Genomic DNA, 14,516 nt, shown 5'->3' with positions numbered 1-14,516 from the left:
ACTCCCGCGGGCGTACCGCGCTCGGATACGGTGGGCGGATTGTGGCCCCCGCGTGTTCTGAGGCGGGTTGCCTCCACGATCGGATGACACTGACGGAGTCTCGTAACGCCTGGGCGGTTCCCCACGATGAGTGAATCAAGAGACGTACCCGACGAGTGGATCGAAGCGGCCATGGCCGGCGATCGCTCCGCGGTCGAGCGCGTTCTCACCATGATTCGGCCCCTCGTCGTGCGCTACTGCCGCGCCCGACTGGGGACCGACCGAGGGTCCGTCTCGGCGGACGATGTCGCCCAGGAGGTGTGTGTTGCAGTGCTGACGGCGTTGCCGGGGTACCGGGTGCAGGGCCGCCCGTTCCTCGCTTTCGTCTACGGCATCGCGTCGCACAAGGTGATCGACGCGCACCGTGCCGCATCCCGGAACCGGTCCGAGCCCGTCGCGGACGTGCCGGACCGGATCGAGGTCGCGGACGGTCCGGAGAGCAAAGCCCTTCAGGTGGAACTGTCCGAGGAGATGTCCAGGCTGCTGGAGGTCCTCCCGGAGAAACATCGGGAGATCATCGTGTTGCGGGTGGTCGTGGGGTTGTCCGCGGAGGAGACCGCGGCGGCCGTCGACTCCACACCGGGCGCCGTCCGGGTGGCACAGCACCGGGCACTGACCCGGCTGCGGAAGATCATGAGTGAGGAGGTGGTCCGGGATGCGTGACGACCAGGGTCCGGTCGGTCCGGGCTCGCCTCCGCCGTCCGGGGACGGCTGGGAGCGACCGCCGGCACCGGTGACCCGCGGCCGCTTCGGCGAGCCGCGCACGGGCCGCCACGGTGGCCCGAACGGCCCCGACGGCTCCAACGGCCCCAATGGTTACGGCTACACCCATCCCTCCGGCCACAACGGGCACCCCGCCCCGCAGCCGGTCGGCAGGCGGTTCGCCGAGCTCGACGACGAGGGGCCGGTCGACCTGGTCGAGCTGCAGGCCGACGACGAGCTGATCAACGCGCTGTCCTCGGGGCTCGGCCTGTCCGGCCCCGGCCGCCAGGGTTACGACGTCGACGACCGGCTGGTCGCGATGCTGTCGTCCTGGAAGGACGAGGTCGATCGCGAACCGGTCCCGGAGCTCGTCGGCACCGACGAGGCCGTCGAGATGCTGCAGCCGGCGAAGCCGTCGCGGAAGGTCTCCTTCCTGCGCCCGTTGGTCGCCGCCGCGGCGGTGGCCGCCTGTGCGCTCGCCGTCGTCTCGATCAGTGCGCACGAGGCGGTGCCGGGCGACACGCTCTGGGGCGTCTCGAAGGTGCTCTACAGCGAACGCGCCGAGCAGGTGCAGGCCGCGTCCGACCTGCGGCAGGGCATCGAGCGGGTCAACGCGAAGCTCGCGGTCGGTGACACGGTGGGTGCCCAGCAGGATCTGGCCTCGCTCGGCCCGCTGGTCGACAAGGTCGGCCCGGACGACCAGACCTACTTCGAGCAGCAGAACCGGTTCCTGACCGCGAAGGTCGCCGAGACGCCGCCCGGCACCCCGACCGATCCGCGGTCGCCGCTGCGCGACGGCACGCCGGCTCCGCCGCCGCCGGTGTCGGAGGGTCGTCCGGATCCCGACGTGCCGGCGCGGCCGCAGCAGCCCTCCCCGCCGCCGGGGCCGACCAGCCCGGGTGGTGGCACCACCGGTGGTGAGGGCAGCTCCGGCCCGGCCGATCCCAGTGGATCGACCGATCCCCGGGTGCTGTCCGGCCCGGAGGGGGACACGCCCGACCCGTCCGCGACGACGCGACCGGATCCGACGGAGCCGTCGCCGACGACCGAGGGCTCGGCCGATCCGACGACCACCACGTCGTCGACCCGGCCGACGGCCTCCGGTGAGGGCAGCACCGACCCGGACGAGCCGGCGTCGTCCACCGCGACCGGGGCGGTCAGCAGCAGTCCCAACTGAGCGGCACGGCGACGAACGACAGAGGGCGGGCCCCCGCGGGGCCCGCCCTTCGTCTGTGTGCTGCAGGTCGCTGTGCGGCGTACGCCTCAGTCGTCGGCGAGCGTCGCGTCCGCGTACCCGCGGCAGTACTCCCAGGTGACGTAGTGCGCGGGATCGGGATCGTAGGCCGGCTCGTGCGGCCGCATCCGGCCCTCGTCGAGCAGCTGCTGCAGGCTCGCGCGCAGCAGGTTCCACTCGTGGAAGTGCTGCTCACCGCAGTCGGCGCAGTCGACGACGATGCCCCGGACCCCACGGCCGGACAGCAGCGCCTGGTAGACGGCGAGATCGGCGAGATCGGCAAGGATCTCGCCTCGGTCGGCCTCGGTCAGCGGTGGGCCATCGGGGTCACCGGAGACCGATCCGGTGATCTCGGCGTGATCGTCCAGCGCCCCCATGGAGCGCGCAGGGTCATCCGGGTCTCCGGCGAACGGGTCCGGTGGCAGCGCCTCTGGTGACACGCTGTACACGGTACCGGGGCACAGGGCCGGGCCCCGGCCCACCCCGCAATGGTGGACGTACGATGGCAACGGCGCGGCGGGCGCCCGCCGCGGTAGCCGTGACTGCAAGGAGCCTCCTGGAGATGACGAGCGAGATCGGCGGCCTGCCCGACAAGTTCGCGATGCTCGGCCTGACGTTCGACGACGTCCTGCTGCTCCCTGCCGAGTCGGATGTGGTGCCCAGCGCCGCCGACACCTCGAGCCAGGTCACCCGGCGCGTCCGGGTCCAGGTTCCGCTGGTGTCGTCCCCGATGGACACCGTCACCGAATCCCGGATGGCCATCGCCATGGCCCGGGCCGGTGGGCTGGGAGTGCTGCACCGCAACCTGTCCCCGGAGGCCCAGGCGGCCCAGGCGGAGGTGGTCAAGCGGTCCGAGGCCGGCATGGTCACCGATCCGGTGACCTGTTCGCCCGACGCGACGCTGGCCGACGTCGACGCGCTGTGCGCCAAGTTCCGGATCTCCGGGGTACCGGTGACCGGCGAGGGCGGCAAGCTCGTCGGCATCATCACCAACCGGGACATGCGCTACGAGGTCGACCAGGAGCGGTCGGTCGCCGAGGTGATGACCAGGGCACCGCTGGTGACGGCGAAGGTCGGGGTGACGGCGGAGGCGGCCCTCGGGCTGCTGCGCAGGCACAAGCTGGAGAAGCTGCCGATCGTCGACGGCGACGACGTGCTGCGCGGCCTCATCACGATCAAGGACTTCAACAAGACCGAGCAGTACCCGCTGGCCACCAAGGACCCGGACGGGCGGCTCGTGGTCGCCGCGGCGGTCGGTGTCGGTGACGACGCCTACGCGCGCGCCATGCTGCTGGTCGAGGCCGGCGTGGACGTGCTGATGGTCGACACCGCGCACGGGCACTCCCGGCGGGTGCTGGAGACCGTCGCGAAGCTGCGCGCCGAGGTCGGCGACCAGGTCGACGTCGTCGGCGGGAACGTCGCCACCTACGAGGGTGCGCTGGCGCTCGTCGAGGCCGGGGCGGACGCCGTCAAGGTCGGTGTGGGGCCGGGCTCGATCTGCACGACCCGGGTCGTCGCCGGTGTCGGTGCGCCGCAGATCACCGCGATCTACGAGGCCACCAGGGCCTGCGCCCCGGCGGGCGTCCCGGTGATCGGCGACGGCGGTATCCAGTACTCGGGTGACGTCGCCAAGGCGATCGCGGCCGGTGCGTCGACGGTGATGCTCGGCTCGTTGCTCGCGGGTACCGCGGAGTCGCCGGGTGAGGTCGTCCTGGTGGGCGGCAAGCAGTTCAAGACCTACCGCGGGATGGGATCGCTGGGCGCGATGCAGGGGCGGGCCGGCGCGGCCGGGCGCTCCTACTCCAAGGACCGCTACGCGCAGGACGACGTGCTCAGCGAGGACAAGCTGGTCCCGGAGGGCATCGAGGGGCGGATCCCGTTCCGCGGGCCGCTGTCGTCGGTGGTGCACCAGCTGGGCGGCGGTCTGCGCTCGGGCATGGGCTACGTCGGCGCGCAGACGATCCCGGAGCTGCAGCAGGCACGCCTGGTCCGGATCACCGCGGCCGGGCTGAAGGAGAGCCACCCGCACGACATCACGATGACCGTCGAGGCGCCGAACTACGCCGCCCGCTAGACCGCGCCGCGAGGACGCCGCTTAGGGTGTGCTCGTGCGTGACCTCGTGGAGATCGGGATGGGCCGGGAGGCCCGTCGTGCCTACGACCTCGGCCAGATCGAGATCGTGCCGTCGCGGCGGACCCGCAGCTCGAAGGCGGTGTCGACGGCCTGGCAGTTGGACGCCTACCGGTTCGACATCCCGCTGGTGACCCACCCGACCGACGCGGTGGTCTCGCCGTCGTCGGCGGTGCGGGTCAGCGAGCTGGGTGGGCTGGCGGTGCTGAACGCCGAGGGCCTCTGGGCCCGGCACGGTGACGCCGAGGGCGCACTGGCCAGGGTGGTGGAGGCCGCGACCGGCGACGAGCCGGACACGGCGCTGGCGCTGCTGCAGGAGCTGCACCAGGCGCCGATCCAGCCGGACCTGATCGCGGAGGCGTTGCGCCCGCTGCGCGACGGCTCGCACACGGTCGCCGCCCGGGTCAGCCCGCAGCGGGCCCGTGAGCTGACCCCGGCGCTGCTCGCCGCCGGTGTCGAGCTGCTCGTGGTGCAGGGCACCATCGTCTCGGCCGAGCACGTCTCCGACGGCGAGCCGCTGAACCTGAAGGACTTCATCGCCGACCTGGACGTCCCGGTCGTCGCCGGCGGGGTCGGCGACTACCGCACCGCGCTGCACCTGATGCGCACCGGCGCGGCCGGCGTGATCGTCGGGTACGGGCAGTCGACCGCCACCACCACCGACGAGGTGCTGGGGGTGGGCGTGCCGATGGCGACCGCGATCGTCGACGCCGCCGCGGCCCGCCGTGACTACCTGGACGAGACCGGCGGCCGGTACGTGCACGTGATCGCCGACGGCGGCATCGGCACCTCCGGCGACATCGCCCGCGCCGTGGCCTGTGGTGCGGACGCGGTGATGCTCGGCGAGCAGCTCGCCGAGGCCACCGAGGCGCCGGCCGGGGGCCTCTACTGGACGTCGTCGGCGGCGCACCCGTCGCTGCCGCGCTCCGAGGTGACCGGCCTGGGCCGGTCCGGGCGGGCGCTGGAGCAGGTGCTGTTCGGCCCGACCGACAGTCCGTACGGCACGACCAACCTGTTCGGTGCGCTGCGCCGGGCGATGGCCAAGACCGGCTACTCGGACCTCAAGGAGTTCCAGCGGGTCGGGCTGAACCTGCGCACCTGAGGCAGGGTCCGGCCGCCAGGTTCACGCCCGGCTGCCGGTGACGGCGCCGACGAACTCCACCGCCCGCTCCCGCAACCCGATCCGGCGCTCGTCGGTGGTGGTCCCGGGGGCGGGGCGCAGGGCCGCCGTCGGGTGCTCCACCCGCACGTGCCGGGCGCAGCCGAGATCGGCGCAGATGTAGGTGCCGACGGTGTCGCCGTGCCGGCCCGCCGCGCCTTGGCGCGGCGCGGCGAACAGCGCGACCCCGCCGACCGAGTGGGTGGTCCGGCAGAGCGCGCACATCGCAGCGGTGCGGGCGGTCCCGGTGGCCGTGCGGAGCATGATCCCGGCCGGTCCGTGGTCGGTCGGGACCAGTAGCACGGCCCGTTCCGGTGCCTTCGGGTCCCGCCAGCCGTGCACGTCGTCGAGATGATCGGGATCGAGGTCGCGGACCCAGGCCGGCAGGGTCATCCGGCTCGCCTCGCCCTTGGAGCAGTTGGTCATGGCCCGGCGGATCCGGGTCTCGGCGGGGACGCTCACGATCGGCAACGCTAGGCGCCGGACCGGCTACCGGTCGAACGGGTTCCGGCGCCGGTGCATGATGGTCGCAGCGTTGTCCCGCAGGTCGAGGAGGACCCGATGAGCCGACCCACCGCCGGAGCTGCCATGGGTGGTGGCCGGGCGTTCGTCGACGCCACCGGCACCCCGGTGCCGCTGCGCGGGCCGGTGCAGCGGGTCGTGGCGACGGATCCCGAGGTCGGAGCGCTGCTGGTGGAGCTGGGTGCCCGGGTGATCGGCTGCGCCGGGCCCCTCGACGGCGCCGAGCCGGTCGGTGCCGAGCGCGCGCCCGATCCGCAGGCCGTCGCGGCGCTGCGGCCGGACGCGATCGTCACCGGGCTCAGCGACGGACGGCACGATCTCGCCGATCCCGCGGTGCTGGGCCGGCTGCGGCAGGCCGCGCCGGTCGTCGCGGTGGACCTGGCCCGCCGCGCCGCGACCGCCGCCGACCTGCGCGCACTGCTCGGTGCGGTGAACCCGCCCCCGCACCGCTCGCGCGGGCGGCACGAGGACTGAGCGCTCGTCAGGCGGAGGCTCCCTGCATCGATCGGACCCCGACGGTCAGGCCGACCGCGGCGGTCGCCAGCGCGGCGAGCAGGCCCCACAGCACCACCGGATCGGCGAACGTGCCGGCGAACAGCACCCGCTCGGCGTCCACGATCCAGGTGAGCGGGTTGACCAGCGACGCGACCCGCATCCAAGCCGGCCCGGTCTCCAGCGGCAGCATCATCCCGGACAGGATCAGCAGCGGGAACAGCACCGACTGCTGCACCGCCCAGAAGATCCACTCGGTCTTCCGGGCGGCGATCGCCAGTGCGTAGGACAGCGCGCCGACGCCGATCCCGAAGATCCCCAGGATCAGCAGCCCGGCCAGCACGTGCAGCGGGTACAGCACGAACCCGAACGGCACTGCGACCAGGGTGACGATCGCCGCCTGGACGACCAGCGGGGTCAGTTCCTTCAACGCCCGGCCGATCATCAGCGACGAGCGGGCCAGCGGGGTCGCGAGCATCCGCTCGAAGGCCCCGGTCATGATCTCGAACTGCAGGTTCGCCCCGGTCATCGACGTGCCGAACATCGCGATCATGACGACGACGCCGGGCAGGAACCACTGCAGCGACGACTCGCCGAACACGCCGGTGTCCCCGGCGACGCCGGCCAGCAGCGGCCCGAACAGTCCGAGGAAGACCAGCGGCTGCAGCATCGAGAAGATCAGCGAGAACGGGTCCCGCACGATGGTCAGGGTCTCCCGCCACCAGACGTTGCCGACGTCGGTGAGCACGCCGGTGGCCCGTGGCCCGGCCGTGGTGATGCTCATCGTCAGGCCTCCCCGTCACGCAGGCTGCGGCCGGTCAGGCGCAGGAAGACGTCGTCGAGGGTGGGCCGGCGGGACTCGGCGGCGCGGACATCGATCCCGGCGTCGCGCAGCCGTCCGAGCACGGCGGGCAGCTCGCGTGCCGCGGCGGCGACGCCGACGGTCAGGGCGTGCCCGTCCGGCACGCTCCGTTCCTCGACCTCCGCGACGGGGCCGGGCGGGCCGGGTGCTCCGGTGAGCGCCGGGACGATCGCGTCGGCGAGGACCGCGCGTGCGGCCGGGACGTCCCCGGCGGCGACGGTGACGGTCAGCCGGTCACCGGCCTGCTCGCTCTTCAGCCGCTCGGCGGTGTCGTCGGCGATCACCCGGCCGTGGTCGATGATCACGACCCGCTCGGCCATCGCGTCGGCCTCGTCGAGGTAATGGGTGGTCAGCACGATGGTGGTGCCGTGGTCGGCGCGGATCCGCATGATGTGCTCCCACAGGTTCGCCCGGTTCTGCGGGTCCATCCCGGTGGAGGGCTCGTCGAGGAACAGCAGCCGCGGCGCGTGGATCAGCCCGAGTGCGATGTCGAGGCGGCGCTTCTGCCCGCCGGAGAGCGACCCGACCTTGCGCATGGCCAGTGGCCGCAGATCGAGGGTGTGCATCAGGCGCTCCGCGCTCGCGGTGCTCTCGGCGCGGCTCATCCCGTAGAAGCGGCCCTGCATGAGCAGTTCGTCGTGCACCCGGTAGTTGTGCCCGGCGCCGTCCTTCTGCCCGATGTAGCCGATCCGGCGGCGGACCTCGGCCGGGTGCGCCGCGACGTCGACGCCGGCGACCTCGGCCCGCCCCGAGGTGGGCGGCAGCAGGCTGGTGAGCATCCGCAGCGTGGTCGACTTGCCCGCCCCGTTCGGCCCGAGGAAGGCGACGAGCTCCCCGGCGCCGACGTCGAGATCGATACCGCGAACGGCCTCGACCTGCACCTGGCCGACCCGGAAGTGCCGGGTCAGCGATTCGGTGTGAATCACAGGATCCTTTCATCGTACGCTGTACTGAGTATGGGCTGGCTAAAGTACGCCGTACGGAAGGACCACGCCAGGGAGAATTCGTGACCGACGACGAGCCACCCGCGGGAACCCCGGCCGGGCAGGCGATGATCGAGCTGCTCTGGGACCCGCCGCCCGCCCCCCGCCGCGGGCCGCGCCAGCGACTGACCCTGGAGCAGGTCGTCGACGCCGGGATGGCGGTGGCCGCCCGCTCGGTGGACGACCTCTCGATGCGCAAGGTCGCCCAGGAGCTGGGCGTCGGCACGATGAGCCTCTACACCTACGTCCCCGGCCGGGACGAGCTGTTCGAGCTGATGGTGGACCGGGCGTGGCGGATGCGGGAGTTCCCGGACCGGGCCCTGCCGTGGCGCGAGCAGGCCGCGTTCCACGCGCACGAGGCCTGGCGGATGTACCGCGCGCATCCCTGGCTGATCAGCTCCAACCTCTGGCGGATGCCGCTGGGGCCGCACGTGCTCGACGTCCAGGAGGACCTCTACCGGGTGATCCTGCTGACCGGGCTGGACGCGGTCACCGTGGTCCGTTCGGCGGGGCTGATCGAGTCGCACGTGTTCGGTGCCGCCCGGGCCGAGATCACCGACACCAGGGTCGCGTCGCGGACCGGGGTCACCCAGGGCGACCACTACTCGGCCCGGGCCGGGTTCTGGGGAACCTACTTCAGCGAGGAGCGGTTCCCCTCGATGCTGACGCTCTGGAACGCCGGCGGGTTCGACGACGACAACCCGGACGCGGACTGGGGGTTCGGTCTGGAGCTGATCCTGGACGGGATCGGGCGGCTGGCGGAGGAGTCAGCCGGTTCCCGCTGACCGAGGGCCGTTGCGCTCGCGCCGCCCGGTGGAACTCCGGGTCTGCCGTGGCCCCGCGAGCAGTTGCTCCGGCGTGATCGTCACGGGCCGGGACGGTACGGCCGCCGGGTGACGCGTGTCGCGTCGTTACCCTGGTCGGGTGCAGACCCCGACCGTCCTCGTCGTGGACTACGGCGCCCAGTACGCGCAGCTCATCGCCCGGCGGGTGCGGGAAGCCGACGTGTACTCCGAGATCGTCCCGGCGACCACGCCCGTGTCCGAGATCGTCGCCCGCGAACCCGCCGCCGTGATCCTCTCCGGCGGCCCGGCGAGCGTGTACGCCGAAGGCGCCCCGGCGCTCGATCCGGCGCTGTTCGAGGCCGGCATCCCGGTGTTCGGCATGTGCTACGGCTTCCAGGCGATGGCCCGTGCGCTCGGCGGGGAGGTCGCCCCCGACGGCACCCGTGAGTACGGCCGCACCGAGGTCACGCTGACCGGCACCCCCGGCACGCTGCACGAGGGCCTGCCCCGCACGCACCCGGTGTGGATGAGCCACGGCGACTCGGTGACCGCGGCGCCGGAGGGCTTCACCGTCACCGCGTCCACCGACCGGGTCGCGGTCGCCGCCTTCGAGGACACCGAGCGCCGGCTGGCCGGTGTGCAGTACCACCCGGAGGTCGGGCACTCGCCGCACGGCCAGGAGGTGCTGCGCCGGTTCCTGCACGACGTCGCCGGCATCACCCCGGGCTGGACGACGGCGTCGATCATCGACGAGACCGTCGAGGCGATCCGGGCCCAGGTCGGCGACGGCCGCGCGATCTGCGGGCTGTCCGGCGGGGTCGACTCCGCCGTCGCCGCCGCGCTCGTCCAGCGGGCCATCGGGGACCGGCTGACCTGCGTGTTCGTCGACCACGGGCTGATGCGGTCCGGGGAGCGCGAGCAGGTCGAGAAGGACTTCGTGGCCGCCACCGGCGCGACGCTGCACGTCGCCGAGGCCGCCGACCGGTTCCTCGGCGCGCTGGCCGGGGTCACCGATCCGGAGCAGAAGCGCAAGATCATCGGCCGGGAGTTCATCCGGGTCTTCGAGACGGCCACGGCAGAGGTGGTCGCCGACCACCACGTCGGCTTCCTGGTGCAGGGCACCCTCTACCCGGACGTCGTCGAGTCGGGAGGGGTGGACGGCTCCGGGAACAACACAGCGGTGATCAAGAGCCACCACAACGTCGGCGGACTGCCCGACGACATCGAGTTCGACCTGGTCGAACCGCTGCGCGCGCTGTTCAAGGACGAGGTCCGCAGCGTCGGCGCCGAGCTCGGGCTGCCCGAGGTGATCGTGGGCCGCCAGCCCTTCCCCGGCCCCGGCCTGGGCATCCGGATCATCGGCGAGGTCACCCGCGACCGGCTGGAGACGCTGCGTGCCGCCGACGCGATCGCCCGCGAGGAGCTGACCGCCGCCGGGCTGGACCGCGAGATCTGGCAGTGCCCGGTGGTGCTGCTGGCCGACGTCCGCAGCGTCGGGGTACAGGGCGACGGCCGCACCTACGGGCACCCGATCGTGCTCCGCCCGGTCAGCTCCGAGGACGCGATGACCGCGGACTGGACCCGGCTGCCCTACGAGGTCGTCGAGCGGATCTCCACCCGGATCACCAACGAGGTGTCCGAGGTGAACCGGGTCGTCATCGACGTGACGAGCAAGCCCCCGGGCACCATCGAGTGGGAATGACGTGATGCGGGGCGGGACCGGTGAACCGGTCCCGCCCCGGCCCGCCCGGGTCCAGCGGCGCTCGACCCCCGTCGGAGCCGCGACCTCGCGGGCGGAACGGACGTCGGCAGCGCTCCCCAGCCCGCCGACACCCGTCGTCTCCCCTTAGTCGTCCGCGGTCGCCCGGGAGTTACGCACGCTCGCGACCAGGAATGCGATCCCGGCCACGACGGCGGTCCCGGCGAGCAGCCAGCGGATGTCGATGACCTCCCACGGGCCCGTCCCGGTGATCCCCGCCGCGGCGACCAGCAGCGACAGCAGCCCCGCGATCAGGGCGACCGCGTCCGGCCGGGTCCGCCTTCCGTCCTGGCCGGTCTCACACCGCTCAGCCACGCTGCACCTCCACCGCTCCCATCTCGGCCCGCAGGTCGAGTTCCAGTACCCGTCCACCGGGGCCGTCCGGCCCGGGATCGGTCACGTCGAGCCGGGCGTCCTGCCCCGCCCGGGACTGCCCGTCGACGGTCACGTCGCCCCATCCGGTGGAACCGCGGACGACGAGATCGGCGTCCGCGGGGACGCGGACCGTCACCGCTCCCGCCCCCACCTCGGCCCGGGTGCGCACCGGGCCGTCGGCGCCGGGCGTGGCGGTGAGATCGAGCCGGGTCAAGTCCAGATCGATGCTGCCGGTGCCGCGCCGGTACTCCGGTGCCAGCTGGGCCGCCGTCACCGGGGCGTCCACGATGGGGCCCATCCCGCCGCGGACCGCCCAGCCGTCCGGCCCCAGCGCCCCGTTCAGCAGGGTCGCCAGCCAGGTCGTCAGCGCGAGCAGCACCGCGAACGGGATCAACCAGCGTCCGGCCCGCCGGAACGCGCCCATCAGCAGCCCGATCCCGACGACGGCCAGCGCGGCCCCGGGCACGGCCGACGGGGGCAGCGCGCCGGGCGCGGCCAGCACCACGACCCCGACCATGCCCGCGGCGACCAGTGCCACCGCGAGGGTCACCGGGGTCAGCTTGGAGCGCGGCCGCGGCGGCGGCGCGGGTTCCGGGCCCGGCTCGGGCAGGTCCCAGGCGAACGGTGCGACACCCAGCGGATCCCACTTCGGTGGCGTGCGCGCCGGCTCGACGGGCGCGGCCTGCGGTCCGGGCTGCGCGCCCGGCGCCCCGGCGGGCTGCCCGGGGAACTGTCCGGGAACCTGCCCAGGAAGTTGCGCTGTCGTCGCACCCGGTGTCGCCCAGGGCACCGGCGGGGTCGGGGTGAGCGCGGCGGCCCGGCCACCGGGACGCGCCCCGCGGGTCACGTGCACCCCGACCAGCAGCGCCAGGGTGACGATGGTGGCGATCAGCCGGTCCATCGGCATCACCAGCGGGATCGCCAGCAGGGCCGCGATCGTCAGCAGCACCGCGGCCAGCACCGACGTCGATCCACGCTGCGGTGGCGGACCCCCCGGCCGCCCCGCGTCCGGAAGCACCGCGCACCCGGCGAGGTACATCGGCAACCCCGGCCCGACGATCGTCGCGACGACGAAGCCGACCCGCACCAGCGTCGGATCCAGCTCGTAGCGACGGGCCAGCGCCGCGGCGACCCCGGCCAGTTTCCGGTCGTCGCGCGGCCGCAGCGGCCGTGACTCCCACATGTCGCGCAGGGTGTCTGCGCCCTGCACCCCCGTCCCAGGGGCCCCCGATCCGCTCATGACGGTCACTCTGCCCGGCCGCCGATCCCGGTGTCTCCGGGACAACCCCGAGTCGACCCCGGATCCGGACCGGAGGGCCGGGGGGCCGAGTCGTGTGACGATGGACGGGTGAACAGCCCGAACCCGCGCACCGCGAGCCCGCCCGAGGCCGCCGTGCGCACACCTGACGCGGCGCCCGCCGCCGGGGTGCATCCGGGGCCGCCCCGGGAACCGGGCGGGACGGAGCCGGCCCCGGCCGGCGCCCCGGTGCCCGGCACCCCGGCCCACGGCCCCGCGGCCGCGACCGCACGGTTCGCGGCCCCGCTCACGCGGCGGCGCACCGGACGGCTGCTCGGCGGCGTCTCGGGCGGGGTCGCCGACCACGTCGGTGTGGACGTGCGGTGGGTGCGGGCGGCGTTCGTCGTCCTGACCTTCCTCGGCTGGGCCGGGGTACTGGCCTACGGCCTGCTCTGGACGTTCGTCCGGCAGGAGGAGGATCCGGTCGAGCGCACGGTCACCCGTTCCGAACGGCTGCAGGCGGCCGGACTGCTGGCCCTCGGGCTCGGGCTGTCCCTGGTCGCGGCCACGTCCGGCGCCTCGGTGCTCGGCTGGATCGCCGGGCCGCTCGGGCTCGCCACGGTGGGTGCGGCCGTCGTCTGGCGGGAGGCCGACGAGGCGCAGCGCAGGCGATGGGCGCGCGACGCCCGCAGCCGGGTCGTCGGCGGGCGGGCGGCGCTGCTGCGCACGCTGCTCGGCGCGAGCCTGGTTCTGACCGGGCTGGCGGTGTTCCTGGTCGGGAACCTCGATCTCGGTCAGGTCCGGTTCGGGATCCTGGCCGCGGTCGCCACGCTGCTCGGCGTCGCGGTGCTGACCGTGCCCTGGTGGCTGCGGCTGGTCCGTGATCTCGGGGAGGAGCGGCAGGCCCGCGCCGTCGAGGCGGAGCGGGTGGAGATCGCGGCACACCTGCACGACTCGGTGCTGCAGACGCTGGCCCTGATCCAGCGGCAGGCCGGCAACTCCCGCGAGGTGCAGCGGCTGGCCCGCGGCCAGGAGCGGGAGCTGCGGGCCTGGCTGTACGGGCCGGGCGGTCGCGCCCGCGGTGGCGACGGCAGCGCCGCGGCGACCGAGACGACACTGTCCGCGGCGATCACCCGGGTGGCCGGCGAGGTCGAGGACACCTACGCCGTCACGGTCGGGCCGGTCGTGGTCGGCGACGCCGAGCTGAACGGCGACCTGCGCGCACTGGTGCTCGCGGCGCGCGAGGCGATGGTGAACTCGGCCAAGCACTCCGGCTGCTCCGAGGTGGACGTCTACGTCGAGGTCGAACCGGGTGACGACGACGAGCCCGGCACCGCTGAGGTGTTCGTCCGGGACCGCGGGCACGGCTTCGACCCGGACGCGGTGGACGGCGACCGGCACGGTCTCGCCGACTCGGTGCACGAACGGATGCGACGACACGGCGGTACGGTCCGGATCCGCACCGGCGCGGGCGAGGGCACGGAGGTGCGGCTGTCGATGCCGCTGGGGGAGAAGGAGACGGCATGAGCGAGGACAGCGGTTCGATCCGGGTCTACCTGGTCGACGACCACGCACTGTTCCGGTCCGGGGTGCGCGCCGAGCTGGATCGCGGCGACGGCCGGACGCCGGTGGTGGAGGTGATCGGTGAGGCGGGCTCGGTGGACGAGGCCGTCGCCGGCGTCGGGCACCTGGCCCCGGACGTCGTGCTGCTCGACGTGCACCTGCCCGGCGGCGGCGGCGCGGAGATCCTGCGCCGGGCCCGGGCGGCGGGCACCGAGTCGGTGTTCCTGGCGCTGTCGGTGTCCGACGCGGCCGAGGACGTCATCAGCGTGATCCGCGCCGGTGCCCGTGGCTACGTCACCAAGACGATCTCCGGCCGGGACCTGTCGGACGCGGTGCGCCGGGTACGGGTCGGGGACGCGGTCTTCTCGCCGCGGCTGGCCGGGTTCGTGCTGGACGCCTTCTCCGACCGTCCCGGCGCCGCGCCGCCGGTCGATCCGGAGGTCGACCAGCTCACGAAGCGTGAGCGGGACGTGCTGCGCCTGCTGGCCAGGGGCTACGCGTACAAGGAGATCGCCGGGGAGCTGTTCATCTCGGTGAAGACGGTCGAGACGCACGTGTCCAGCGTGCTGCGCAAGACCCAGACGTCGAACCGGCACGAGCTGTCCCGCTGGGCGACCGACCGCAGACTGGTATGACGGCGGCCGGCCCCGGACCGTGTGGTCCGGGGCCGGCG

At 73.7% G+C, this 14,516-nt stretch carries 15 protein-coding genes; 9 read left to right on the top strand and 6 right to left on the bottom strand.

All coding sequences use genetic code 11. The annotated features are described in order from the left end of the window. Nucleotides 1-126: 126 nt before the first annotated feature. Nucleotides 127-702 carry a sigma-70 family RNA polymerase sigma factor gene (locus tag Pdca_RS28495; protein ID WP_085912653.1) on the top strand — a complete coding sequence of 192 codons (576 nt, stop codon included), beginning with the start codon at nucleotides 127-129 and terminating at the stop codon, nucleotides 700-702. After that, complete coding sequence (locus Pdca_RS28490) at nucleotides 695-1,918, top strand: anti-sigma-D factor RsdA (protein ID WP_085912654.1); 1,224 nt, start codon at nucleotides 695-697, stop codon at nucleotides 1,916-1,918. The genes Pdca_RS28495 and Pdca_RS28490 overlap by 8 nt, the downstream gene beginning before the upstream one ends. Before the next feature lie 86 nt (nucleotides 1,919-2,004). Here Pdca_RS28490 and Pdca_RS28485 read toward each other — a convergent pair whose 3' ends face one another. Further along, nucleotides 2,005-2,415, bottom strand: coding sequence for a DUF5319 domain-containing protein (locus Pdca_RS28485; RefSeq protein WP_158092136.1), 411 nt, complete (start codon nucleotides 2,413-2,415; stop codon nucleotides 2,005-2,007). 122 nt (nucleotides 2,416-2,537) lie between these two features. On the opposite strand from Pdca_RS28485, the gene guaB reads away from it, so the two are divergent. Both guaB and Pdca_RS28475 read left to right on the top strand, forming a co-directional pair. Beyond that, nucleotides 2,538-4,049 carry an IMP dehydrogenase gene (gene guaB / locus Pdca_RS28480; RefSeq protein WP_085912656.1) on the top strand — a complete coding sequence of 504 codons (1,512 nt, stop codon included), beginning with the start codon at nucleotides 2,538-2,540 and terminating at the stop codon, nucleotides 4,047-4,049. A 34-nt stretch (nucleotides 4,050-4,083) separates the two neighbouring features. Further along, nucleotides 4,084-5,208 carry a GuaB3 family IMP dehydrogenase-related protein gene (locus tag Pdca_RS28475; RefSeq protein WP_085912709.1) on the top strand — a complete coding sequence of 375 codons (1,125 nt, stop codon included), beginning with the start codon at nucleotides 4,084-4,086 and terminating at the stop codon, nucleotides 5,206-5,208. A 21-nt stretch (nucleotides 5,209-5,229) separates the two neighbouring features. Here the strand turns inward: Pdca_RS28475 and Pdca_RS28470 are convergent, their stop codons facing one another. Further along, nucleotides 5,230-5,727, bottom strand: a complete 498-nt coding sequence (locus Pdca_RS28470) for an FBP domain-containing protein (RefSeq protein ID WP_085912657.1) — start codon at nucleotides 5,725-5,727, stop codon at nucleotides 5,230-5,232. A gap of 99 nt (nucleotides 5,728-5,826) precedes the next feature. Between Pdca_RS28470 and Pdca_RS28465 the strand changes: the two genes are divergently transcribed. Then, nucleotides 5,827-6,261, top strand: a complete 435-nt coding sequence (locus Pdca_RS28465; protein WP_125911601.1) for a TroA family protein — start codon at nucleotides 5,827-5,829, stop codon at nucleotides 6,259-6,261. Nucleotides 6,262-6,268: 7 nt separating this feature from the next. On the opposite strand, the gene Pdca_RS28460 is transcribed toward Pdca_RS28465, so the two are convergent. Together Pdca_RS28460 and Pdca_RS28455 are read right to left on the bottom strand one after the other, a co-directional pair. Then, nucleotides 6,269-7,063, bottom strand: coding sequence for an ABC transporter permease (locus tag Pdca_RS28460; protein ID WP_085912659.1), 795 nt, complete (start codon nucleotides 7,061-7,063; stop codon nucleotides 6,269-6,271). Nucleotides 7,064-7,065: 2 nt separating this feature from the next. Then, the gene (locus Pdca_RS28455; RefSeq protein ID WP_085912660.1) at nucleotides 7,066-8,067 is read right to left on the bottom strand and encodes an ABC transporter ATP-binding protein; all 1,002 of its coding nucleotides are present in this window, start codon (nucleotides 8,065-8,067) and stop codon (nucleotides 7,066-7,068) included. Between the two features lie 80 nt (nucleotides 8,068-8,147). On the opposite strand from Pdca_RS28455, the gene Pdca_RS28450 reads away from it, so the two are divergent. Together Pdca_RS28450 and guaA are read left to right on the top strand one after the other, a co-directional pair. Beyond that, nucleotides 8,148-8,909 carry a TetR/AcrR family transcriptional regulator gene (locus tag Pdca_RS28450; protein WP_232021256.1) on the top strand — a complete coding sequence of 254 codons (762 nt, stop codon included), beginning with the start codon at nucleotides 8,148-8,150 and terminating at the stop codon, nucleotides 8,907-8,909. A gap of 139 nt (nucleotides 8,910-9,048) precedes the next feature. Continuing rightward, nucleotides 9,049-10,611, top strand: a complete 1,563-nt coding sequence (gene guaA, locus Pdca_RS28445; protein WP_085912661.1) for a glutamine-hydrolyzing GMP synthase — start codon at nucleotides 9,049-9,051, stop codon at nucleotides 10,609-10,611. A 144-nt stretch (nucleotides 10,612-10,755) separates the two neighbouring features. On the opposite strand, the gene Pdca_RS28440 is transcribed toward guaA, so the two are convergent. Further along, entirely contained in the window at nucleotides 10,756-10,983 is a 228-nt protein-coding gene (locus Pdca_RS28440) for a hypothetical protein (RefSeq protein WP_085912662.1), read from the bottom strand. Beyond that, a complete protein-coding gene (locus tag Pdca_RS28435; RefSeq protein WP_158092137.1) occupies nucleotides 10,976-12,283 on the bottom strand; it encodes a PspC domain-containing protein in 1,308 nt (435 codons plus the stop codon). The genes Pdca_RS28440 and Pdca_RS28435 overlap by 8 nt, the downstream gene beginning before the upstream one ends. A gap of 108 nt (nucleotides 12,284-12,391) precedes the next feature. Between Pdca_RS28435 and Pdca_RS28430 the strand changes: the two genes are divergently transcribed. Continuing rightward, nucleotides 12,392-13,807 carry an ATP-binding protein gene (locus Pdca_RS28430; protein ID WP_232021255.1) on the top strand — a complete coding sequence of 472 codons (1,416 nt, stop codon included), beginning with the start codon at nucleotides 12,392-12,394 and terminating at the stop codon, nucleotides 13,805-13,807. Continuing rightward, a complete protein-coding gene (locus Pdca_RS28425; protein ID WP_085912664.1) occupies nucleotides 13,804-14,478 on the top strand; it encodes a LuxR C-terminal-related transcriptional regulator in 675 nt (224 codons plus the stop codon). The genes Pdca_RS28430 and Pdca_RS28425 overlap by 4 nt, the downstream gene beginning before the upstream one ends. Nucleotides 14,479-14,516 lie beyond the last annotated feature (38 nt).

This window comes from Pseudonocardia autotrophica, assembly GCF_003945385.1.
Taxonomy (GTDB): domain Bacteria; phylum Actinomycetota; class Actinomycetes; order Mycobacteriales; family Pseudonocardiaceae; genus Pseudonocardia; species Pseudonocardia autotrophica.
Note: the sequence above shows the minus strand (reverse complement) of the source record. Positions and strands in the feature narration are given on the sequence as shown.